This is a genomic window from Chloroflexus sp., from assembly GCF_034431535.1.
Lineage (GTDB): Bacteria > Chloroflexota > Chloroflexia > Chloroflexales > Chloroflexaceae > Chloroflexus.
On the sequence record NZ_DAOUDC010000074.1, the window covers coordinates 21,832 to 45,570 of the forward strand.

A 23,739-nucleotide genomic window follows, 5' to 3' on the forward strand; every position below is an offset into this window, starting at 1 on the left:
CTGCCGTGCGGCTCTCGCCAAGCAAATGCCATGTGGAATATTGACGGTCACGAATGGGCAACTGAACAATTGCGCAGCAATATCCGGTCAAACCGGGTGGCGCATGCCTACTTGTTTGCCGGGCCGCCGGGGATCGGCAAATCGCTAGTGGCGTTGCGCATGGCGCAGGCGTTGAACTGCGAGCGGCAGACGGGCGATCCTTGTTTGCAATGCCGGACGTGCCGGCGGATCGAGCGTGGTAACCATCCTGATGTGCGAGTGGCTGGAATGGCAACGCAAGCCGCGGCGGCGAAGGCGGATGAGGCGGCGCGGCAGAAAGAGTTGAAGATTGCGACGATTCGGGAATGGCAGCGCGATATTGCTTTGCGGCCTTATGAAGCGGCGCGGCGGGTGTTGATCTTGCACGACGCCGAGCGGCTGAGCGAAGAGGCGGCCAACGCGATGCTCAAGACGCTGGAAGAGCCGCCTGATTACGCGACGTTGTTGTTGGTGGCCCACAGCAGCGAACTCTTGCCGACGATCGTCTCGCGTTGCCGGGTGCTGCGGTTGCGCCCGCTGCCACGCGAGCAAGTGGTAGCGGCGCTGCAAGCGCGCGGCGCGGCGCCAGAGTTAGCCACCGAGCTGGCGGCGTGGAGCGGAGGCCGGGTCGGGTGGGCAATCAGTGTGTTGGCCGATCCGGCAGTGCAGGCAGCGCGGCGCGAGCAGTTGGCGGAATTGATCGCGCTGGCCGAGCAAGACTTGAGCGCGGGTCTGCGGTGGGCCGAGCAACGGGCGAAAGAGTACCGTGCTGGCGAGCAAGAGACGGCGCTGGTGTGGCTGGAATTGTGGCAGAGCTGGTGGCGCGATGTGGTGTATGTCGCTTCCGGTTGTGACGAGGCGGTGACGAACGTTGACCGACGGGCCGAACTAGCGGCGACGGCCCGGCGGGTCACTCCGGCGGCGGCGCTGGCCTTCTTGCAGCAAATCATTGCTGCCGCCCAACAACTGCGCGAAAACGTCAACCCGCAACTGGCGCTTGAGCATCTCGTGTTACACTTGCCGCGGGCCAAGTGATTATAAGTGATACCGCAACCGTTGTGACGCGCCCTCTTCGAGCGAGATCAGGCGCTTGGCGAACAGCATCTTCGCAAGCGCCTCGGTTTCGGCGGCGGTGAGCTGTTGTCTAGTCAACGAGGGCAGATGGTTGCGTAGCTTATCGAGCGTGCTGGGGCGTGATGGCGTATGATGTTTTAAGCGTTCAATTATCACCTCGCACAGCTCGTCTAATGACGGTTTCGTACCGTTAACAGCGAGAAGCGATGATGACTCAGGTGAGGCAGCGTCCGCCGGGATTAATTGCTGATCGTTGGCCGCGGTGGCTTTGCGCAAGAAGGGCAGATCATCAATACTAGTCGAGCGATACACCTTCAACCGCTTTTCGCGCAGATGCTGGATGAGCGGGTCGAAGCCGGTATCGTTTGAGATAATGTGAAAATAGGCGTTTGGATCGCGTTTCACCAATATGCCGAGGTAAAACGCAATATGAAAATCGAGCGCATTCGCACCGCTCGCGCCGATCTTCATGTACGTCGCACGGTTGCCCAGTCGCTGCATCGCAACGGCAAACTCGAATGGGATAAATTTCTGGTTTGCACCAACAAAAGCAATGACACGCACAAAAGGAAGATTTGTGATAGCGGTGAGATTGGGCTGGACATTCTCGTAGTCCATAAAAAGGTAGTTTACCAGTTGCATGAACACGTTTCCTTGTTGGCATGAATGCTATACTTGGATGATAACGATCATAATTGCCAGAATATTACCCGGGTGAGAACGACAGCCACATCCTATGCTACCCTTGCTCAGCGTGCGCGAGCTCCATATCGTGTTTGCCGCCAAGCCGATCCTCAGCGGGATCAGTTTTGACCTGCGTCCCGGCGACATCTTGGGGGTGGTAGGCTTGCGCAGCGCCGGCAAGTCGGTGCTCTTGCAGGCGCTAGCCGGTATTTATCCGCCAACAGCGGGTGAGATACAGGTCGCTGATGTGCCCTTGAGGTGGGCAACGCAAGCGGCGCAGCGGCGCGGGATCGAGTTTGTGCCACAAGCGCCGGCGCTGGTCGACGTGATGCCGGTGCTGGATAACATCTTTTTGGGGCGCGAACGGGGTAAAAGGCGGCTCGATCCGGCGGCGATGGCGACCACGGCGTACCAGTGGCTGGAACGGTTTGGTTTGCCGCCGAGCCTCGCCCACCAGCGCGCCGGCGATTTGACCGAAGAGGAGCGGCAATTGGTGGCGCTGATCCGGGCTTTTGTGCGACCAACGCGGCTGCTCATCCTCGATGAAGCGCTCTCGGCGTTGAGTTTTGCCCGCCAGCAGGCCGTCTTGCAGCACATGCGCGAGCTGGCGGCGGCGCAGGCCGGTATTATCCTCAGCAGTGACGATCTCAATCTAATCTTTACCATCACCAACCGGGTGCTGGTGCTGTACCAAGGCCGGCAAGCGGCGTTGCGCGCCACAGCCAGCACGACGCCACGCGAGATCGTCGAGCTGATGGTAGGGTCGGTACGGCAAGAGCGAGTCACGCCGCTGATTTGGGCCTTTGAAAATTACTATCAGGCGCAGCAACAAGCGGAACAGTTGCGGCAACAGCAACTTCAATTGCAAGATAACCTTGCCGCGCAAGACTCGCTCAATCGCGAATTGGTGCAACGGCTGCAAGAGCAGATGGTGGCGCTCGATCAACTCAATCAGGCGTTGCAAGAGGCCCATCACCGGTTGATGCTCGAACGCGAAGCCGAGCGGAAGGCGTTGGCGCGTGAATTGCACGATCAGGTGATTCAAGACCTGCTCAGTTTCAACTACCAGCTCGAACACGTCGAAGAGGAGATTGAGCAGGAGGAAGCGTTGAGTGAGTTGCAGACCATCCGGTACGGGATACGCGAGGTGGTGGCGATGTTGCGCCAGATGTGCAGCGATCTACGCCCTCCTACGCTTGATAGCCATGGCTTGGCGGCGGCGTTGCGTTCGTTGGCGAGCCAGTGGAGTGAGCAGGCCGGGATTCAGGTTGAGTTGCTGCTGGCCGAGCCGTTGGAACGTTGGCCGGAAACGATTGAGTTGGCGGTGTTCCGGATTGTTCAAGAGGGCTTGAACAACGTGCGCAAGCACGCCGGCGCTACGCGGGTGTGGCTTGAAGTGCGGCGCACCTCGGCGGCGGGGGTGATGGTGCGGTTGGCCGATAATGGGAGGGGGATGGCGACGCCGCCCGATCTGCAACGACTCGCGGAACGGAAGCATTTTGGCTTGATCGGGATCAGCGAGCGAGTATCGCTCTTGCGCGGTACGTTACAAATTGGGCCATCGGTGTGGGGCGGGTTGGAATTGCAGATCGAGATTCCCAATCCGGCGCCGTTTCCGGCGGAAGGGGTGCGGGTGGCGTGATGGCGCAGAGATTGCAAAGACGCAAAGAGGGTAACACGCAAAGGCGTAGAGACGCAAAGAGGTATGATGGTGATACGATGTTATTTGGTTGTTTTGGCTGGTTATAATCTACTGTTTCCTAGGATGTTTTTTAGCGGACTGTATCACTTCCGCCGCAACGCATCCTCTACCACCTGCCGCACAGTGGCCGCATCGAGGTCTTTTTTGTCGAGAAAGGCTAGCGCGCCGGCTTCTAACCCCAACCGGCGAAACTCGCGGTCAGGGTAGGCGCTGATCAAGATTGCCCGTATGTTGGGGGCAATACTCTTCACCCGGCGCAGGCATTGAATCCCATCGCCATCGTTCAAGATCACATCAATGAACACCAGATCAGGCGTGATCTGCTGGAGCAAGCGGGTCGCTTCGTGGCAATCCTCGGCCTCGTAGAGCTGGGCTTCGGCGCAGGCCTTGCCGACCATACGCTTGAGTTGGGCGCGGTAGCGTTCGTTATCGTCAATGATGAGCACCGTCAGCGGGGCTGGGCCGGCTGGCGGTTCACGATTTTGGGCCGCTTCGTGGCCCGATTCAGCCAGCAATTCGGGATGGCGCAACGTGAACTGGTAGGCTTCGAGCCGGCTGCTCACGCGGATGGCGCGGTAGAGGGCAGTCAAGTGATTCTCGATCGTCTTGACGCTCAGATCCATCTCTAAGGCCATGCGGCGGTTGTCATAGCCTTGGGCGATGAGGCGGAGGAGGTCGCGCTGGCGTTTGGTGAGAACGATCGGCGACAGGTGGGGCAACTGCGGCACCGCTTGGATGAGCCGGCTGAGGAGCGGGCTTGAGATCCAGTTGCCGCCGGCCATAATTCGCTGCACGGCTAATTGCAGATCGCTGAGCGGCTGATCTTTGAGGTGGTAGCCGTTGACACCGGCGGCGAGCAGGCCGACCACATACGACTGATCATCGTAGGCGCTGACGACTACAATCTTCATGGCCGGATAATCGGCGTGAATCTGGCGGATGGCGTTAATTGGATCAAAGTCTGGCATTGCCACATCGACCACCAGCAGATCAGGGCGATGCTGGGCCAGTGTGGCGAATAGTTGCGGGCCGGTGGCCGCCTCACCGACCACCTCAAAGTCAGGCAAGCCGGCTAGCGCAGTGCGCAAACCGGCGCGCACCACTGCATGATCATCGGCCAATACGACACGGGTCGTTCCCATCGCCCATTCCCCACCACGGTTAACGTACCGGCGTGATGACGCCAAGGGATACGGATTATTATCGCCGAAGAGACGGCTGGGGGCAAATGGGCAGGGGGGGCGGAACGCCGCGGGGGGCGGGCCATGTAGAGCCGCACGGCTGTGCGGCTCTACGATTGTATTTTTACCGGTATGTTTACCGAACATCCATCACCCGGCGCGGCCACGGCGGCGGGTAGTCACGTCGAACACGACGGCGGCGACCAATACCAAACCGCGCACGATGTATTGGTAGGCAATATCAATGCCCATCAGGTTCATACCGCTGGTCAGCGACACGTAGACCAACGCGCCGATGATCGAACCGATCACATTGCCGACACCGCCGGCGGCGGACACGCCGCCAATGTAGGCCGCAGCAATCGCATCCAGTTCAAACAAGGTACCGGCAGTGGTGGTGGCTGAGCGCAACCGCGAGGCGAACAAAATGCCCGACAAGGCTGAGAGTACTCCCATTGAGGCGAAGACGATATAGGTAATGCGCTTGACGCTGATGCCGCTCAGCTCAGCCGCTTCAGGGTTGCCGCCGACCGCATAAATATGCCGGCCCAGCACGGTTTGGGTGGTAATGAAGTGGTAAATCGCCACCACCACCAACACAATCACCATCGTCCACGAGAGGCCATTGTAGCCGGCCATAATCCACGCCAGCAAGCCGATCAAGGCTGAGATACAGACCAGCTTGAGCACAAACATATCGGCGGGCAAGACCTCGAAATTGTAGGCCAGCTTCTTGTTACGGCTGCGGATTTCGCTAATGACGAAGGCAACGATCGCGAGCACGCCGAGGATGAGGGTGAGGGTGTGGTAGCCGGGCACAATGCTAAACGCTACATCGGGAATAAAGCCGTTGCCAATCGCGTTAAAGGTCTCGTCTTCGATAATAATTGTACCGGTGCCGGCAGTGACCAATTGCAAGGCGCCGCGATAAATGAGCCAGCCGGCCAGTGACGCGACAAACGAGGGAATCTTCAATTCGGCGACCGGAAACGCGGTCAACAAGCCGGCCAATCCGCCGAGAACCAGCACCATCGGCACGACTACAACCGTTGGCAGATTCCAGAAGCGAAGAGCGATCGCGGCCACTGCGCCGAGGAAGCCGGCCAAAAAGCCAACCGAGAGGTCAATATGGCGAATCACGATCACTAACGTCATTCCGACCGCCAGTACAGCAATGTAGCCGGTCTGGTTGATGAGATTGCTCAGGTTGCGCGACGAGATAAAGATGCCGTTGGTCGTGATCGAAAAGATGATCATAATCACGAAGAGGGCGATGAACATGCCGTATTGGCGAATATTCTGCCCCAATGCCCGCTGTAAGTTCGTGACAAATGCTGCTTGAGTCGTCATGGTCTCCTCCGCCGCGCTGCGTATTCGGTTAGTAGTCAACCGCTAGCTCCATAATCTTTTCTTGCGTCGCTGCCGCAACCGGCAGTTCACCTTTGATCCTCCCGCCGGAGACGACATAAATCCGGTCGCTCATGCCGAGCACTTCGGGCAGTTCCGACGAGATCATAATGATGCTCATTCCCTCTTCGACCAGCCGGTTCATCAACTGGTAGATCTCGTATTTCGCACCGACATCGATCCCGCGGGTCGGTTCATCCAGAATGAGCACATCGGGCCGCACAAACAGCCATTTGCCGAGACACACTTTCTGTTGGTTGCCGCCGCTTAGGTTGACGACTTGTTGTTCAATAGTCGGTGTTTTGATGTTGAGCGACTTGCGATAGCCTTCGGCGACTTGAATCTCGGCATTGCGATCAATGACGCCATTCTTGGCTAACGCATGCAGGTTGGCGAGGGTAATATTTTGGCGCACATCTTGGATCAAGACCAGCCCTTTGGCTTTGCGATCTTCGGAAACATACGCCAAACCGGTGGCGATCGCTTCGCGGGGGTGGCGGAATGTGCGCTTGCGGCCCTTCAGCCACAGCTCGCCGCTGATCCGGTAACCCGGCGCATTGCCGAACAGACTGAGGGCCAACTCCGTGCGTCCGGCGCCCATCAGGCCGGCCAGTCCGACAATCTCACCTTTATGTACCTGTAGATTGACATCGCGCAGCAGGTGGCGGCCCAACTCAGGCGAATAGACCGTCCAATTGCGAAGTTCAAGCATGACCTCATTGCTGATCTGATGGTTGCGCGAGGGATAAATATTGGTAATCTCGCGCCCAACCATATTGCGGATGAGTGCCTGTTCGCTCACCTCGCCTTGGTGGGCATCGAGGGTGCAGACGGTCTTGCCGTCGCGAAGGACGGTTACGGTATCGGCGACCGACAACACCTCTTTCAGCTTGTGCGAAATCAGAATGCAGGTCACGCCATGATCGCGCAATTCCCGCAGCAGATGCAATAAATTCTCGCTATCGTTCTCGTTGAGAGCGGCGGTGGGTTCGTCGAGAATGAGAATCTTGACTTCACGGCTGAGCGCCTTGGCAATTTCGACCAGTTGTTGTTTGCCGACGCCGAGATCGCGGATTTTCGCGGCGGGATTGACGTTCAAGCGCACTTTGCGCAACATCTCGTCGGCGCGGCGGATGGTCTCGTTCCAATCGATCACACCGTTGTGACGAATTTCGTGGCCGAGAAAGATATTTTCGTAGACGGTCAATTCGGGCACGAGGGCCAATTCTTGATAGATAATACCAATGCCGACCCGTTCGCTATCGGCGATGCCAAAGAAGCGTTGAGGCTGGCCATCGATCAGAATCTCGCCGCTGTAGGAGCCATACGGATAGACACCGCTCAGCACCTTCATCAGGGTTGATTTCCCGGCGCCATTTTCACCGACCAGACAGTGGATCTCGCCCCGCTTGACGCTAAACGTGACGTTATCGAGCGCGCGCACGCCGGGGAATTCCTTGGTGATCTGGCGCATTTCGAGAATAGGGGGTTCCATACACGCACCGCCTCATCATGTGGATATGCCGGGAGTTGAGAATAGGGCGCTATGAACGTTCTTGAACACGTATTAGTGGCGACAAACACTCAATTATTGCTGCTTTGGGATGGTGTGCGGCAGTTTAGCTGCTGCTTTCAATCACATGCATCATAGCACTCGCACTGCATTTGGCTCAGACCGGGATGTGGCCATTTCGGTCTGAGGGCGCCGTACTGTTTCCGCGGTCGTGAACTCGTTCTGCTTGTCCCTCCCAACCTCCCCTGAGCAGGGAGGTTAGGAGGGACGCATCGTCACACACGACTTACGGCAGGTTGGTGAAGTCGCTGGCGCTGTAGTAGCCGGAGTCGATCAGAGCGGCGCGCACGTTGTCGCGGGTGACGGTCACGACCGGCGACTGGATGGCGGGCACGTCGATCTTACCGTTGTTGTAGGAACCGCGCGAGTCGGGTTGCTTGTTCTCAAGCAGAGCGACCGCAGCGCTGATCGCATCCTTCACCAGCGTGCGCACATCTTTGAAGACGGTCATCGACTGGCGGCCATCGATGATGTACTGCACCGACGCCTTCTCGGCATCTTGGCCGGTCACGAAGTATTGGGTCACATCCTTATCGGCGGCGAAGGCATCAGCGATGGCGCGGGCCGTGCCATCGTTGGGGGCGAGGATGTAGACCTTGCCCTTATCGGCGGCGCTAGCAGCGGTCAGGTTGGCCTCGGCAAGATTCTTGGCGGTGTTGAAATCCCAGTTAGTGGTAATCTGGCCGAGGATCTTGGCCATCTCGTCGCGGGTGAGGTCGAGCTTGTTCTGCAACGCGACAGCCTCGCTCGAATTCTTAATCACGAAGGTGCCATCGGCGATCTTGGGTTGGAGCACCTTCCACGCGCCTTCAAAGAAGAGGAAGGCATTGTTGTCAGAGGCGGCGCCGGCATAGAGGTAGAGCGGATTACCGCTGCCGCTGGCGTTATCAACCAGATACTGGGCCTGCTGCGCACCCACGGCGATGCTGTCAAAGGTGACATAGTAATCAACGGCATCAGTCTCACGGATGAGGCGGTCGTAGGAAATGACCTTCACGCCGGCAGCGCGGGCAGCGGCGGCAGCCGCAGCGGCGGCAGTGCCATCGTGGGGGCAGATGATCAGCACTTTAATGCCCTTGGCGAGCAGCGCCTCGACATTCTCTTTCTCTTTGGCCGACGAGCCTTGGCTGAAGAGGATTTCAACCTGATAGCCAGCCTGCTGCAACGCCTCGCGGAAGCGGGTCTCGTCTTGGATCCAGCGGGGTTCATCTTTAGTGGGAAGGACGATTCCGACCGCGAGTTGCTGGCTACCGCCAGTAGTGCCACCGGTGCTGCCGCCGGTGTTGCCACCGGTGCTACCGCCGGTGTTGCCACCGGTGCTGCCACAGGCGCTCAACAGGAAAGTAAACGCCGTCAACAACGACAACACGAACCACAGAGTCTTCTTCGACATCACAGTCCTCCTTGAACACGACAAAGCTACACCATTACGAACAAGGCTTCATGCAGGGAACATTCGCTGCCGGATACACCTCCTTGTGCGCATAGCAACCGACATCCTGATGGCGCTATTGAACCATGCTGCGCCGGCTTTGCCTATCCCGGCTACCCTGAAAGACACTAGGGAGTTACTCCTACTCAAGCATTAGGGGTTTTCCCCTAGTAATCTGCCAATCTACCAGCGGCTATGGTAGACTAGATATCACAGCAATATACCAACCAACCACGTCACGTCTTGGAGATGGCGCATGATACCCTTGATGCGCACCAAATTACAGCCGCCCGAAGTGCGACCCTCGCTCCTTACCCGGCCACGGGTCTATGAACAGCTCCGCAATGCCTTACACAGCAGGTTGGTCTTGATCAATGCGCCTGCGGGGTATGGCAAAACCTCGCTCTTAGTTGAATGGATGCAGGAAGGGCGTAAAGAGTGGTCGCACATTGGCTGGTTAAGCCTTGATGCGACCGACAATGATATCCGGCGATTATTTGCTTATCTGCTGGAGGCATTAACGAACATCCCATTGGAGCGTCGTGAGCGGTTGCGGGCCTTGATCAGCGCAGAAGTTGATCTTGACGCCGAGCAGTGGTTTGCCGAAATATTGAACGATCTCGCGGAAGTCGCTGGTCCAACGGTCATCATTTTTGACGACTATCATCTGATCAGTGATGGGCAGATTCATCACGCGATCGCCTTCTTGGTCGATCACCTACCTCCTCGGTGCCGATTGATTATTGCCACCCGCAGCGATCCGCCGTTGCCGCTTGCGCGGTGGCGAGCGCGCGGGCATTTAGCCGAATTGCACAGTTTTGATCTGGCCTTTAATCCAGAAGAGGCGGCTACCTTTTTGTTGGAAGTGATGGAATTACCATTGAGCCGTGATCAGATTGTGGCTCTGCTCGAAAGTACAGAAGGTTGGCCGGCTGGTTTACATCTCGCCGCGCTTGCCTTACGGAGTCGACCGAATCAGAGCGAAGTGGTTGATGAATTGATTGCTAGCAACCGGTATGTCGCCGATTACTTGATCGAGGATGTGTTTAGCTGGTTGCCGATGCATCTGCAACAATTTCTCTTGCAAACCTCGATCCTTGACCGGTTGTGCGGGCCACTCTGCGATGCCGTGATCGGCGTATACGAACAAAGTGCGCCAAGCAAGAGCAACCAGTCGTACAGCCAGTTGGTGTTGGCCGAAATTGAGCGCAACAACCTCTTTCTCTTCCCGCTAGATGCCGAGCGGGTGTGGTACCGGTACCATCACCTGTTTGCCGATGTCTTGCGGGATCGGCTCGAGGCAGGCAGCAGCGCCGAGCATGTCGCCATGCTCCACCGGCGGGCAGGGGCATGGTATGCGGCCCATGGCATGCTGACGCAAGCCGTCAACCATGCCTTGCGCGCGCAGGCGATCGATGATGTGGTGGCGATGCTGGAGCCGATTGGTTTGGCGTTTATTTCGCAAGTAGGGGAAGCGACCCTCCGGCGCTGGCTGCCGGAAATTCCGGAAGCGGCGTTTGAAAGCCATCCACGCTTGGCATTATTGCGCGCTTGGCTGGCGACGGCTGATTATCAAGTTGAAGATGCGGCCCACTGGATTGCGGTCGCTGAGCGGGCGCTCGCGGGGGTGGCGAGCGGTGCGGCGACGCCAATTGGGTTGATTGCCAATCTGCGCGGTGAATTGAGCGCGGTGCGGGTGCGGTTGGCGTTGTTACAAGGGGATACCGAGCAGGTCATTCACGAAGGGAAGCAGGCCTTAGCGTGGTTACAGGCTGATAATCAGGCCTTGCGCATGCGCGTGGCGAAGGATTTGGGCTATGCGTACATTGCCCAACGTGATCTTGTGCGCGCCGAGCAAGCCTTCAGTGAGGCGAGCATCAACGGGTTTAACGCCGGGTTGCCCTACATTTCGGCGATGGCGACAGTTGATTACGCCTATACACTGGCGTTGCGCGGTTCGCTTGGTGCAGCGATTAGCACCTGTCGCGATACGATGAACCAGATGTTACGGCGCAATCGCAGTCGCACCCAACCCGGCATCGGTTTGCCGTTTATAGCGTTGGCCGATCTGCACGGGTTACGGCACGAATTTGCCGGCGCGTTGCCGGCCTTGGCCGAAGCCGAGAGCGCGATTAAATCGGGCCAAACCACGAGTTACCTCAACCTCTTGATTGTGACGGCCCGCATTGCGCGCGCGCGCAGCGATGCCGACGGCGCGTTGCGGGTGATCCGGCAGGCGCGCTTTTTAGCTCGCCAGCGCAACGTTGGGTGGGTGCTAGCAGTGTTGGATGGGCTTGAAGCGCAGATATTGATCGAGCGGGGTGAACTTGACACCGCTGGCCAACTGCTCGACGATTGCTTGCTCAAGCCGGTGGAGTTTCGCTATATGCCGGTGGCGGCATTCTATGCCCGCGAGCATATTACTAGGGCAGGCTATGAATGGCGGCTAGCCAGTGCGCGCGCAACCAGTAACGGGGAAGCCTTGCGGTCATTGGCGGCTGAGTTGGCCCAGCAGCCAAACGGCGAGATCTGGCAGGCGTTGGCGCCGCTTGATGCCGCCTTGTTGCGCGGATTGGCCTTGGCGACTGCCGGTGACGACGGCAGTGAGGCGATGTTGACCGCACTTGATCTCGCGACAAGCGAGCGGATCGTGGCGCCGTTTCTCCAAGCCGGCGCGCCGTTACGACTCTTGCTGTCTCAGTTGGCAGCGCGCCAACTGCTATCGCCTTATGGCGAATATCTGCTCTCGTTGTTTGACGACGATGAGGTAGTGCCGACAATGCCGGCGAGTACGCTGGCGCCTGCTACGGCGTTGCCTGACCCTCTCAGCCAGCGTGAGATAGATGTGTTGCGCCTGATGGCGGAAGGGCGGAGCAACCACGAGATTGCGGCGACGTTGGTGATCGCGGTCAGTACGGTCAAATCGCACATCAACAGTATTTTCAGCAAGTTGGGCGTCGCCTCGCGCACGCAAGCAGTGGCGCGCGGGAGGCGGTTAGGGTTGATTCCGTAGTAGTTAAGGAGCGTATCTGAATCATGTGCTCAAGAACGGGATAAAACCGTTCGATCCGTGGTAATCCTTGTCCCAATGCGCTTAGCGGCGCACGATCTCGATCAAATCGCGCAGCATGGCTTGGCACGTCCCTAGCGGGCCATCTTCGAGGCTGCTGATCGTTGAGCGCCCAGCGCTATCGCTATAGATCACGAAACCCATTTCGCCGTGGGCCAGCCGGGCGAGAGGGTGTTCGGGGCCAAGGACAGCGGGGGCTACCGATAAGGCGTAGCGCCCATCAGGCTGGCGCTCGGCGCGGGCGACCAGCGAGATGCGACCGCCAGCCTGGTATGCCGCGGCCAGTTCGGCAGCGGTAACGTCACGAATCCCGCGCACCGTCACATCGGCTAGTGTTGTTGGTTGGTTAAGCACCGCGTTGGCGAAGATCACCAGCTTGTTGGCGGCGTCCCAGCCATCGACATCGAGCGAGGGATCGGGTTCGACGATACCCTGCCGTTGGGCTTCGGCCAGTGCGGTGGCAAAATCGGCGCCGGCGGCCATCTGTTCAAGAATGACCTGTGTGGTACCGTTAACGACCAGCTCGGCGCGTTCGATCTGGGCGCCGGCCAAATCGCGCCGGCCAAAATTGATGGTTGGCAAAGCACCTCCTACTGCGCCAGAGAAACGCAAGGCCGGGCGCGGGCTGCGGGGCGAAAGGTCGTCGGCCCAATCGCTCAACGCAGCGAGTTCGGCAAACGCCAGTACCAACGGCCCTTTACTGGCCAACACCGCTGGCTTGCCGCGGCGCAACGCCGCTCGCACCAGATCGAGACCGGGCTGACCATCGCGGAGGTTAGTCGGGGTGGCTTCAAGCAACAGATCATACGCAGCCGTTTCGGCCAGCGTGATCACATCGAGATTAGGGCGAAACGACGGCAAGGCCGCTATACCCAACTTGCGCCGTTTCACATCAATAATAGCCGGGAGATCGAGACCGTCGGGATCAAACGCCACGCCGCTCGAGTCGGTGACGCCGACAATGCGCAGATGAAAGCCATACCGGCGCGGCAGCCGGTCGGGATCGGCAACCAGCATTTCGAGGAATGTGCGGCCAATATTGCCGAGACCGGTGAGCATGGCATCAATGAGGTAGGACATAAGTACTCCTAGGCAACAGTACCAATGGCGTATATACTATTAGATCATACTCGATAATGCTATGCAATGATCGTTTGATTCAAGAATGATCGTTTGATTCAAGAGAGTAACCCAACACGGTATGGCAGCAGCAATTCGGCTGCCAAGGGAACGAAGGTCTAGTTATGAAACAATGTCCCATTCCATGCCCGTTTGTTGCGCAGCATAGCCATGATATGGCGAGTATTCGCAAGCATTTGCTTGAGGGGAATCAATGCCGCGACGCTTGGGTCGCCTTAAGCAAATTGGTACAAGACGCTCGCCAGCGGAAAGATTGCCTTGAGCGGGCAGCCATCTTGGCTCCTGATGACGAAGAGTTGCAGATTGCGTATCTCGAAGCACGATTGGCGGTTCAGCCGGATGATGTTTTTGCCCAGCAGCGGTTGAATGAAATTCGCACGATGCGCTTATTGTCTGATGTTAAGACTCATTATTTTCACGAACAACCGAAACCGCGCTTGATCGGTGACATTTTAGTCTCGATTGGCGCCATTACGGAAGCTGAACTCCAAGAGGTGCTTTCTGAACAGCGGCGGGAGAGTCTGCTGAAATCGGATCGGCGGATTGGCCAGTTGCTGCTCAGACGAGGACTAATTACACCATCAAAGTTAGCCAAGGCATTGATCATTCAGCAGCAAGAGCGCAGCCGGGCGCGCACAGCGCCGCAGGTGTTGGGGGAGTATTTGGTGGAGCGGGGCTACATTACCGCTGCCCAATTAGAAGATGTGCTGGCCGAGCAGATTCGGCTCGATCAGCAAGGCAAACGACTCAGTATTGGCGAGTTGTTGGTACGAATGCGTTTAATGTCGAAGGAAAAGGTTGATCAGGCAGCGCGAGAGTACGAGCACATCTTCTGGTCGAAGTTTAATGCGTAAGGAAATGGGCTGGGCCTGCGGCAGCAATGCTGCCGCAGGCTTTTTTGTTGAGCCGGTCGCTCGATCAGTGTCCAACGAGCGATGAAGTTAGTTTCTCCAGCCTTAGATTGCTGCCGCCACGCCACGTTTCTGCCTCCTAGATTGCAAAGGAGGCGGGCATCGTTTTGCCATTCCCTCTCGTTCTTGCTCTAGGGTAAGGCGACGATCGAGGCGGCAGCACTCTTGTTTGCGGCGGCGGCAAGCATGCTACAATAAACCGGCCTATGTGGCACGGAACGAGACATGAAACATATTGAGACGATGATGGTTGTAGATCAACGCGCGCTTCCCCGTTCAGCAATCTGGTTAGCTGCGATTTGGCTGGCGGCGATCATCAGCATGGCTGTGCCGGGATTGCTCTGGTGGGGGCCGTGGTCATTGATAACCTCACTGCTGGCGGTACTGAGCGGTGCGCTCCTCTTTACCCTTCCCGGTCTCGCCGTCTTGCGTTGGCTGCATCCCGGCCCATTGCTCTGGTTTGAGCGGTTAGCGTATGCAGCAAGCCTGAGTTGTGCAGTCATCCCATTCTTGTTGTTGGTGAGCGAGCCGATCGGCTGGCGCTGGAGCAGCTTCTCGGCGTGGCTGACGCTGATCATTTGTGCTGTGTTAGCATTTTGGCCGCAGTCACAGCTACGTTCAAAACCGGTTGGTCAACGGGTTCTGATCGGGTTGGTGCTAGCACTGTTGACCTTGGCGGCCTTAGCAGTGCGTTTTTTTGCCGTACGTGATATCCCGGTTGGGTTGTTTGGCGACTCATACCATCACACCGTCATCACCCAATTGTTGATCGATTATGGCGGTCTGTTTCGATCGTGGCAGCCATACGCGCCGGCAGTGACCTTTACCTATCACTACGCGTTTCATGCAATGGCGGCATGGTGGCACTGGCTGGCCGGCATCCCGGCGACGCAAGCAGTGGTATTGGTCGGACAAGTGATGAGCGGCTTGGCAGCGCCATTGATCTACCTGTTGACGGCGCGATTGACCAACTCTCGTCTGACCGGCTTGTGGGCGGCAGTGGTAGTAGGTTTCCTCAGCCTTTATCCAGCTTACTACGTCAACTGGGGCCGGTATACCCAACTGGCAGGCCAGACCGTTTTGCCGGCAGCGGTACTCGCTTGGATGGGATTGATCGATGGCGCATTGCAGCCGCGGCGTTCGTGGCGATCCTTGGCAGCGCCGTTAGCGCTGGTCAGCATTGCGAGCGCCGGATTAGCGTTCAGTCACTATCGGGTGGCAATCCTAGCAATCTGCTTTGTCGTGACGTATACACTCGTAGCGTTGGGTCGATCAGGGCTGGCGGGCTGGCGGACATTGGGGCGGTTGGGCGGCGTTGGCGTCTTGGGCGCGTTGGGGGCGGCGTTCCTAGCGTGGCCGTGGTTATGGCGTGTGCAGCAGGGCCAGATCACGCGCATGGCGGCAACCATTATCACTACCGATGTTGAGACGCGCAATCCCATCGCGTTGGAAATGATTGGCGCCGCATTCCAATACGGTCTCTTCCCGCTGACGGCTATCGGTCTCGCCAGTCTGCTGTGGCGGCGACAGAGTGGGGGGCTGGTACTGGCGTTATGGGCCGGGCTGGCGTGGCTTGCGGCGAACCCGCAATTGCTCGGCTTAACCGGGCAAGGCTTGATTACCACCTTTGCCGTCTTGATTGGCGCCTATCTGGTCATTGCACCGGCAGCCGGCGCCGGTCTACTGGCGTTGATGCGGTTGGTGGCGATGCTGACGCGCCAGACGCAACGGTGGATGAGCACAACGATGATCACTATTCACCTTGCGGTTGGCTTGGTGATGGTTGGCTGGGGCGCGCACATACAGGCAACGATGGTGGATCCATACTATCAATTGGCCACACCCGCCGACCTAAAGGCTGCCAAGTGGATCCGCGACAACCTACCACCGAATGCTGCCATTTTCGTGAACGGATTCCCCGCCTACGGCGGGTATGTGTACGCCGGCAATGATGGCGGGTGGTGGTTAACCTTTCTCACCGAGCGTCGCACCAATCTTCTGCCAATGGCAGTGGGGTTTGAAGCAACTGATCCGCCAAATATGCTGCGCCTGATTGCCGAACAACATCAGGCGATCCAGCGCTACCCTATCGGTAGCGCCGAGGCGGCGACAGAGTTACGCGCGTTAGGGTTTAGTTATCTCTACGATGGCCCAGCGGCCAATCCACCCGGAGAGTATCTTGATCCGGTGCAGATTGATGCAGCGCCGTTTTACGAATTAATCTACCGCCAAGACGGCGTGAGTATTTGGAGAATTCGCTAGTGCGTCTGGCAGTTGTTGGCCCAACCTATCCGTTTCGTGGCGGGATCGCCCATTATACGACACTGCTGGTGCGTTATTTGCGCGCCGCCGGCCATACCACGTTCTTCTATTCCTTTACCCGCCAATATCCGGCTCTCCTCTTTCCCGGTCGGAGTGACCGCGATCCGAGCACGAACCCGTTACGGGTGGAGTGTGAGTACATCCTCGATCCAATAAATCCGCTCACATGGTGGCGGTTAGTGCGACGCGTTCGGGTCGACCGGCCCGATCTGCTGTTGCTGCAATGGTGGGTTCCTTACTGGACACCGAGCCTCACGGTGATTTCCAGTCTGCTCAAACGCCCGCCGGCGACCAAGATCGCGATGATTTGCCATAACGTGTTGCCGCATGATGGTGGTGGCGTCATTGACCGGCGTTTGACATCCACCGTCTTGCGGCGTGCCGACGCGCTCATTGTCCATAGCGATCCCGATTACTATCGGGCACGAGCATTGGCACCGGATGTCCGGATCGTCAAGGCCTTCCATCCAACCTACGAACCGATCTTGACCGAGACACCGACGGCAACCATCGCACACTTGCGCACACAATGGGGCATTCCCGAGCAACGACGGGTTTTGCTCTTTTTTGGCTTTGTGCGGCCATACAAAGGTCTTGAATATTTAATCCAAGCGCTGGCCAAAGTGCGTAAACATCTTGATGTCCATTTGGTAGTCGTTGGGGAGATTTGGGGATCGTTAGCCTATTATCAGCGCTATGCCGAAGAGTTTGATGTTGCGCAGTATATTACATTCGTGAATCGCTACGTGGTAAATGAAGAGATTCCTGCGATCTTCGCCACGGCTGATGTAGTAGTTTTACCTTATATTTCCGCAACTCAGAGCGGTGTCGTGCAGTTAGCGTTCGGTGCGAGCAAACCGGTCATCACTACCCATGTCGGTGGGTTGCCTGAGGTTGTGCAAGATGGGGTGAACGGCTTGATCGTGCCACCGCAAGATGCCAATGCGCTGGCGAAGGCAATCATTCGCTATTTTCACGAGGATTTAGGGCCGCGCTTTACGGCGAACCTGCGAACAGCGGCCGCCGAACGAGCCGAGTCTTGGCCGCGGTTGGTTCAGATTATCGCCAATCTCGCGCGTGAGTTGCAGGGAACAACCTAGCGTGCGGATCGTGTTTCTCCTCCCAATGGGTATTGACCGACCGTCGGGCCGGCGGTATTTCAATATCGCGCGCGGTCTGGTTCGGCGTGGGTGGCACGTGCGTCTGTTGGCCCTGCATCCCGATTTCGCTACCTGCTACCAACGTCGCTTCGTCGCCGATGGGGTCGAGGTCTGGTATGTGGGTCAGATGCATGCCCGCAAAACCGGCAACACCACGGTGCGTTTCAGCCCGCTCGCCTTGCTGTGGGTGGTGATCCGTTCGACGTTAGGTCTGATCTGGGGAGTACTCTGTTCGCCGGCAGATTACTACCATCTGGGCAAACCGCAGCCGATTAATGGCATGGCGGCAATTATTGCGGTATGCCTGTTGCGCCGAACATCCTTTTTTGTTGATTGTGACGACGATGAAGTGACTGCCAATCGTGTGACCGCCGGTTGGCAACGAGCGATGTTTGCCTTCTGGCAGTGGCTGCTGCCGCGTATCGCGGTTGGTTTGACCGTGAATACCCGTTATTTAGCCGAGCGGATGGCGCGCGCCGGGCAACCGTGCGTGATTGTGCCGAATGGAGTGGATAGCCGTCATTTTACTGCACCGCCATTGGCGATTCGCGCGGCATTGGCGGCGGCGTTGGGGGTGGCCGGCCGGCCAGTAATCGCCTATGCCGGCACGCTGGCGTTGCATAACCATCCAGTTGATTTGCTGTTCGCGGCGTTTGGGCAGGTCGCTGAGCGGCATCCCAGTGCTGTCCTGTTGCTGATCGGCGGCGGTGAAGATTTGCCATTGCTCCAAGCGTATACGGCCCAGCAACCGTGGCGTGATCGGGTCATTTTTACCGGCCATGTCCCGTATTCTATGGTGCGCGCGTTGTTGGCGCTCGCCGATGTCAGTGTTGACCCTGTGCGCAATGACGCGGTCGCGCTGGCCCGCTCGCCGCTGAAGATTATCGAGAGTTTGGCGTTGGGGGTGCCGGTCATCACCGGTGATGTGGGTGATCGGGCTGAGATGTTAGCTTTTGGCGCAGCAGGGGTAGTAGTGCCACCCGATGACGCGGTGGCTTTGGCGGTGGCCATTGATGAACTGCTGAACGATCCGGCGCGCCGCGCTGCTATGGCGGCGGCAGCGGCGGCGCATGCCCGGCGGTATGACTGGGATCGGCTGGCCGAGCAGTGGATGGCGATTTATGAGGCGGTGTAGATCGTAGTAAAACTTTGTGGGGCATAAAGCATGGAGTGCGGCAGTTTGACTGCCGCACTCCATAGTACATCCATTAGGGCAGTTTGCTAGCTGGCCTTACTGGCCGGGAATGAAAATTACGTAGAGGGCGCGATATTCGCTCAACCTCCCTTGTGCTTGACGATTGCCAACAAAATAGATGCTGGCATCGAGCAACACGGCCTCGGGAAAGACTTGGGCCTCGGGGGGCAGCGGTGTGCGGCTCCATGCATCGGCGGCAATATCGTAAGTCAGCCCTTCGCGGCGCTCACCATCAAATACGAGCAGGGTGCTTGATAGGGCAATGGTAGCGGGACGGGTAATCGGTTGCGGCAGCGGCGCGATGGCAATCCAACGCCGGTTGGGATCAGTGCTTGGTTCGAGCCGCGCACTCTCGCGCAGCGGACCGTTGACGCCTTCGCCACCGATAATATACAGGCGACCGCTGGCGATGGCTGTGCCGGCATTGCGACGTGGTTGGGGCAAGGCTGGCCCTGTTTCCCACCGATCAAGGATGGGGTCGTAGATAAACACTTCATTACGGATCGATGTGCCATCCCAGCCGCCAATCAGGTATAACTGTCCTTCCCATGCCGCTAGCGTATAGCGGCTGCGTGGCGCCGGCAAGGCTGCGCCGGTATACCAGCGTTGTTCGCGCGGGTCATAGATTTCGAGCCGGTCGATCACGGCACCGGCGCTATCTTCACCACCGGGGACGAAGATCAAGCCTCGCAACGTAATGGCGCGTGCGTGGCTCACAGCGGTTGGTTTATCGGTCAACGTCACCCAGCGGTTTGTCTCAGGATCGTAACGATCGACTGTAGCAACGGTGCTTCCATCGCGCTGCCCGCCGATCACATACAGCCGGCGTTCAAGGTCATAGCCGGTGAGAGCGAAGTCATCACGCGGATCGCTGAGCGGCTGACGGATAAACCAGCGTTGTTCGGGGTTAAGCAGTGATGAAATCGTTGAGTTGGCGGTTGGCGATATGTTGCTGATCGGACGGGCATTAGCGACAAAGAGCGTAATGATAATAACTAACACGGTGGCAAGTCCAATCAGCCAAGGGAGGATGCGGGTAGTGTACCGGGAAGCAGGAGTTTGCACTGTTATCATTGCTGGTACGTCTTGCCCGGCGCTAGGAAGAGGTGGTACAGGCGCTTGTGGGGGTAAGGACGCAGGCGGCGCCGATTCTGCGAGCGTTGCTGGCGTAATGACCGGTGCTTCTGGGGCTGGCTCACTCGTAGGGTCTGGTATCTGGTCACGATCCTCTGGTTGAGGCGTGATAAACGGCGCTGGTTCGAGTGACGATACCGCTTCATCGGTAGGCGCCAGCCCTGCCTCGCTCACCGTTACGATCCCGGTGCGGATAGCATACACCGTGGCCTCAGTCCGCGATTCGACGCCGATCTTGGCGAAGATATTGCGAAGATGGACCTTGACAGTGTTGACACTAATATTCAATGCGATTGCGATCTGTTGGTTGGTAGCGCCGGTTGCAACTAGGCGCAGAATTTCGCGCTCGCGTTCGCTGATTGGGCTTTCGTTCGTCATAATGGCATGAGTGATAACTTCGCCGCTTTGCGTTGATCATAACACATGCATCAGCGCCACAGTGCGAGTGGGAAGGTACGGCGTTGATTGCGCATCGGCGGTTTGAATGCTGTGACGGCGTGCAAGCCTTCTCGTATAATGAGGCAATATCATTCTCGCGTTTCAGACTTGCCATTATGATTGTACGCCGGTTGCGTCTCACAGTTCTGCTCAGTCTGATATCGGTCTGTTTATTGGCCGTGCAGATCGCGTCATTTCGCGTAGCGATGGCGCAACCGATAGTTTCGCTCGAACTAGACACCCCCTTTGCTGGGCAATACGTCGTAGGCCAGTGGCTCCCGTTGCGGGTGACACTGCGCAATCAAGGGCTATCGGCAGCGACGGTGACGGTGACGGCGACGCCAGCGGACAGTGCGATCCAGTATGCGCGCACGTTGCGGTTAGCTGCGCAAACGCAACAATCGCTGTGGCTGTACGTCTTTCTGGTCCAGCCGACGCGCGCCGTGTTTGTTACGCTCGCCATCGATGGTGTCATCGTTGAGCGGCAAGAGGTGGGGCTGCTGCTGCGACCGGTAGAACGGATGCGAGCAGTAGTAGGCGCCTCACCGGTAATAAGTGATCTGTTTGCTGCCGGCAGCTTACAGGTAGCCAATCTGCCGGATCATCACCTTGGTCTGAGCAACCTGAGCGTGTTAGCCATGTTTGATCTGGATGCGCCATTGCCGGCGGCGCAACAGACCGCGCTGTTAGCGTGGGTCTACAATGGCGGCCATCTCATTATCGGCGGCGGTCCAGCCACTATTACGTTGCAAACAGCACTGCCGCCAGCGTTGCACGCAGCAACGATCACCGGCGCCGCGATCATTGATCGCGAACCAGTAGTTGTCCTTGGCAAATCATCGTTGAATACGCCATTGCTGGGCGTGAAGCTGGTGCCAGTCACCGGAGCGCAGTACCACGGCGATCCGGCGGCGCCGGCGTGGGTGGAATTTGCGGTTGGTCGCGGTCGCGTAACCCAACTCGCGTTTGCGCCGGAAGCGCTGGCCGATTGGGCCGGTCGTGAGCAATTCTGGACGGCGCTAGCGCAGCCGGCGTTGTTTGTATCAACGCCGGGCGGCGCGAGTGCCCAAATGACGCCTTGGCAGTTACAAACACTCACACCGGCGCTTGGTGCGTTGCCGCAGATTGCTATTCCGGCGTTTGCCCAAGGTTTGACGGCGCTCACGTGGTATGCGGTTGCGATGCTGTTGCTGGCGCTAGGGTTTTGGCGTTGGCGGCGTGTTGTGCCGGCGGTTAGCTTACTGATTATTGCCCTCATTAGCACCGGCGTAGGGTTGTGGTGGGCCAACGTGAATGCGGCCCCGGCGTATAGCGCTTTACGGATGACCTTGATCGAGGTGATCGATGGTCAACGGGCGCAAGCGCAGACGATTAGCGTGATGCTCTCGGCGATGCCGCGAACGGAAACGATGGTGTTTACTGATCCGGTAATTGCCCGCCCATTCATCATTACTGGCAGTGATGGTTCGCCGGCGGGCGGCAGTGAGAGCTTGGCGCAGATGACGACGCAGCTAGAGCGGCAGTTAGCGCCTTGGCAAACGCAGGCTTTGTGGACAACGGCAATCATTCCTGCGCCGGCAGTGCGATCGACGTTGGTGGTTGATCAAGGGCGGTTGCGGGTTGACATGCAGAATGATAGCCAGTATACCCTACGCGATGTTTTCGTCGTGTATGGAGATCAGTTGTTGTTTTTTGGCACACTGCGCCCCGGCGCGCGCTCGGTCGCGCGCTGGCCGGCGCTGTTTACGCCTGCTGCTGCTGGTCTGTCTCTCAGTCAATTAGTGATCAAAGATTTGCAGGATAATGGCTTGCTGATTGATGGCGAAATGGAGCAGGCAGCACAAATCCGGGCCGCCTTGGTCGATGCAGCGGTGGCAGCGTTACCCACGCGCTTTGATCCGGGGCCGTTTGTGCTAGGATGGTTAGATCGCGATCCAACGTTGCCGGTCCAACCAACGATTGGGTCGGTTGAAACGCTCTTGGTCATGCGACCGCCGATCCGGGGGCAGGGTGAACTTTCTCTGCCGGTGGGATGGTTGCGCCTCGATCCTGCCGGCTCTGAAGCATCGCCATGCCTCAATGGCCAAGGTGTGCCGTTGAGCGGTGAGACAGCCGAGATCCGTCTGCGCTTGCCGCCTGATCTGTCGTCGCTACAGGCTAGCGCCATACAGCTACGGCTCAGGCCAGCGGACGCCACGAACAATGTGAACCTCGCCCTTCGCGCTTACAATTGGATAACTGGGGCGTGGGACGCCGTCGCCTTCAGTCCTCTTTCAACTATGACGATAACTGATGCTGAACCGTATCTGCGCCTCGGCGAGGTGCGGCTCCGGCTTAGCGGCGGGCTAGATCGACTGGGTTGCGTCGTCGCGACGGGTGGGGTGCAGGGAGTGTTGCCATGAGGGCGGTGTTACGCGAAGAGTGGCAGCGGCTGATCCGGCGGCGCCGCATTGTGCTGCTCTTCATCAGCACCGTGCTGGTGATGTTGCTGACTGCGCAGGGAACGGGACAACTGGCAGGAATGACGACTCTGGCTGCCTTGCCGCTCTTGAATGCGCAAATTGGCCGTCTCTTTGCCACGAGTCTCTGTTTGGCGTTACAGGGATGGGTGATGCTGCTTTCCCCCCTGTTGGCAGTGAGTGCTTATACGGTTGGTGTACAGTCAAAGATGAACCTGACGGTCTTGCTGGCTCGCTTGCTGGTGGTGTGGGCCGTGATAATTCTTGCCATCGTTCTCACCTTGCCCTTCTTTAGTTTGCTGCCGATCTTTGGCAGTCTGAGCTTGCCTGAGATCGGGTGGGCATTTGCCGTGATTGTCGTGACGGCGTTGCTTAGTGGTGCGTATGGTGTGTGTTTGGTGACGGTGATGCGCAATCCGCCGGCAGCGTTGTTCTTGGTGTATAGTGTGCTAGTGATGTGGTTAGTCGCTGGGGTGTTGATCGCGGTCAGGGATACGCCACCTACCTCACCGGTTATCGTCGCTGTTGCGTTCAATCCGTTCGCGGCGTTGCTGGCGCCGCTGGCGCCGGCTTTCCCCCCCGATGGGCCGATTGCCGCTGATTTGCAGAACTTGCTGCGGTTGACCCACGGGCTGGTTGATCGGTCAACGCCGCTCTACCGGCTCTATATCACCGGGAGCGGGTTGCTCATCTTGGTGTTGATCGGTATCGCGAGCTTTGCCGTTCGCCCGCAGCCGCGCCGTTGGCAGCGGTTTGATACGCTCTTCAGCATTGTGTGCGCGATCTATCTGGTGGCGTTAGGAATGGGGCGTGAGTGGTGGAGTGTGGCGTTTCCGTAG

16 protein-coding genes are annotated in these 23,739 nt (G+C 58.1%); 9 read left to right on the plus strand and 7 right to left on the minus strand.

Going from position 1 to position 23,739, the window contains the following annotated elements:
- The first annotated feature begins 30 nt into the window (after positions 1 to 30).
- Positions 31 to 1,053, plus strand: a complete 1,023-nt coding sequence (gene holB, locus U9R61_RS18475; RefSeq protein WP_322490286.1) for a DNA polymerase III subunit delta' — start codon at positions 31 to 33, stop codon at positions 1,051 to 1,053.
- Here the strand turns inward: holB and U9R61_RS18480 are convergent, their stop codons facing one another.
- Positions 1,054 to 1,734, minus strand: coding sequence for a PIN domain-containing protein (locus tag U9R61_RS18480; RefSeq protein ID WP_322490287.1), 681 nt, complete (start codon positions 1,732 to 1,734; stop codon positions 1,054 to 1,056).
- Between the two features lie 94 nt (positions 1,735 to 1,828).
- On the opposite strand from U9R61_RS18480, the gene U9R61_RS18485 reads away from it, so the two are divergent.
- Positions 1,829 to 3,418, plus strand: coding sequence for an ATP-binding cassette domain-containing protein (locus tag U9R61_RS18485; protein ID WP_322490288.1), 1,590 nt, complete (start codon positions 1,829 to 1,831; stop codon positions 3,416 to 3,418).
- A 143-nt stretch (positions 3,419 to 3,561) separates the two neighbouring features.
- On the opposite strand, the gene U9R61_RS18490 is transcribed toward U9R61_RS18485, so the two are convergent.
- The 4 genes from U9R61_RS18490 to U9R61_RS18505 all read right to left on the minus strand — a co-directional run bounded on the left by U9R61_RS18490 (position 3,562) and on the right by U9R61_RS18505 (position 9,032).
- The gene (locus U9R61_RS18490; RefSeq protein ID WP_322490289.1) at positions 3,562 to 4,620 is read right to left on the minus strand and encodes a response regulator transcription factor; all 1,059 of its coding nucleotides are present in this window, start codon (positions 4,618 to 4,620) and stop codon (positions 3,562 to 3,564) included.
- A 189-nt stretch (positions 4,621 to 4,809) separates the two neighbouring features.
- A complete protein-coding gene (locus tag U9R61_RS18495) occupies positions 4,810 to 6,009 on the minus strand; it encodes a sugar ABC transporter permease (protein WP_322490290.1) in 1,200 nt (399 codons plus the stop codon).
- Between the two features lie 28 nt (positions 6,010 to 6,037).
- Entirely contained in the window at positions 6,038 to 7,561 is a 1,524-nt protein-coding gene (locus U9R61_RS18500; protein ID WP_322490291.1) for an ATP-binding cassette domain-containing protein, read from the minus strand.
- Positions 7,562 to 7,865: 304 nt separating this feature from the next.
- Positions 7,866 to 9,032, minus strand: coding sequence for a sugar-binding protein (locus tag U9R61_RS18505; protein ID WP_322490292.1), 1,167 nt, complete (start codon positions 9,030 to 9,032; stop codon positions 7,866 to 7,868).
- A gap of 307 nt (positions 9,033 to 9,339) precedes the next feature.
- Between U9R61_RS18505 and U9R61_RS18510 the strand changes: the two genes are divergently transcribed.
- Positions 9,340 to 12,084, plus strand: a complete 2,745-nt coding sequence (locus U9R61_RS18510) for a LuxR C-terminal-related transcriptional regulator (RefSeq protein ID WP_322490293.1) — start codon at positions 9,340 to 9,342, stop codon at positions 12,082 to 12,084.
- An 81-nt stretch (positions 12,085 to 12,165) separates the two neighbouring features.
- Here the strand turns inward: U9R61_RS18510 and U9R61_RS18515 are convergent, their stop codons facing one another.
- Positions 12,166 to 13,221, minus strand: a complete 1,056-nt coding sequence (locus U9R61_RS18515) for a homoserine dehydrogenase (RefSeq protein ID WP_322490294.1) — start codon at positions 13,219 to 13,221, stop codon at positions 12,166 to 12,168.
- 164 nt (positions 13,222 to 13,385) lie between these two features.
- Between U9R61_RS18515 and U9R61_RS18520 the strand changes: the two genes are divergently transcribed.
- The 4 genes from U9R61_RS18520 to U9R61_RS18535 all read left to right on the plus strand — a co-directional run bounded on the left by U9R61_RS18520 (position 13,386) and on the right by U9R61_RS18535 (position 18,809).
- Positions 13,386 to 14,135 carry a hypothetical protein gene (locus tag U9R61_RS18520; RefSeq protein WP_322490295.1) on the plus strand — a complete coding sequence of 250 codons (750 nt, stop codon included), beginning with the start codon at positions 13,386 to 13,388 and terminating at the stop codon, positions 14,133 to 14,135.
- A 282-nt stretch (positions 14,136 to 14,417) separates the two neighbouring features.
- Positions 14,418 to 16,454, plus strand: coding sequence for a DUF6541 family protein (locus U9R61_RS18525; RefSeq protein WP_322490296.1), 2,037 nt, complete (start codon positions 14,418 to 14,420; stop codon positions 16,452 to 16,454).
- Positions 16,454 to 17,614 carry a glycosyltransferase gene (locus U9R61_RS18530; RefSeq protein WP_322490297.1) on the plus strand — a complete coding sequence of 387 codons (1,161 nt, stop codon included), beginning with the start codon at positions 16,454 to 16,456 and terminating at the stop codon, positions 17,612 to 17,614. Before U9R61_RS18525 ends, U9R61_RS18530 begins: the two co-directional genes overlap by 1 nt.
- A gap of 1 nt (position 17,615) precedes the next feature.
- Positions 17,616 to 18,809, plus strand: coding sequence for a glycosyltransferase family 4 protein (locus tag U9R61_RS18535; protein WP_322490298.1), 1,194 nt, complete (start codon positions 17,616 to 17,618; stop codon positions 18,807 to 18,809).
- 96 nt (positions 18,810 to 18,905) lie between these two features.
- Here the strand turns inward: U9R61_RS18535 and U9R61_RS18540 are convergent, their stop codons facing one another.
- Complete coding sequence (locus tag U9R61_RS18540; RefSeq protein ID WP_322490299.1) at positions 18,906 to 20,381, minus strand: LuxR C-terminal-related transcriptional regulator; 1,476 nt, start codon at positions 20,379 to 20,381, stop codon at positions 18,906 to 18,908.
- Positions 20,382 to 20,557: 176 nt separating this feature from the next.
- On the opposite strand from U9R61_RS18540, the gene U9R61_RS18545 reads away from it, so the two are divergent.
- Positions 20,558 to 22,843 carry a hypothetical protein gene (locus tag U9R61_RS18545; RefSeq protein WP_322490300.1) on the plus strand — a complete coding sequence of 762 codons (2,286 nt, stop codon included), beginning with the start codon at positions 20,558 to 20,560 and terminating at the stop codon, positions 22,841 to 22,843.
- Positions 22,840 to 23,739 carry a hypothetical protein gene (locus U9R61_RS18550; protein WP_322490301.1) on the plus strand — a complete coding sequence of 300 codons (900 nt, stop codon included), beginning with the start codon at positions 22,840 to 22,842 and terminating at the stop codon, positions 23,737 to 23,739. Before U9R61_RS18545 ends, U9R61_RS18550 begins: the two co-directional genes overlap by 4 nt.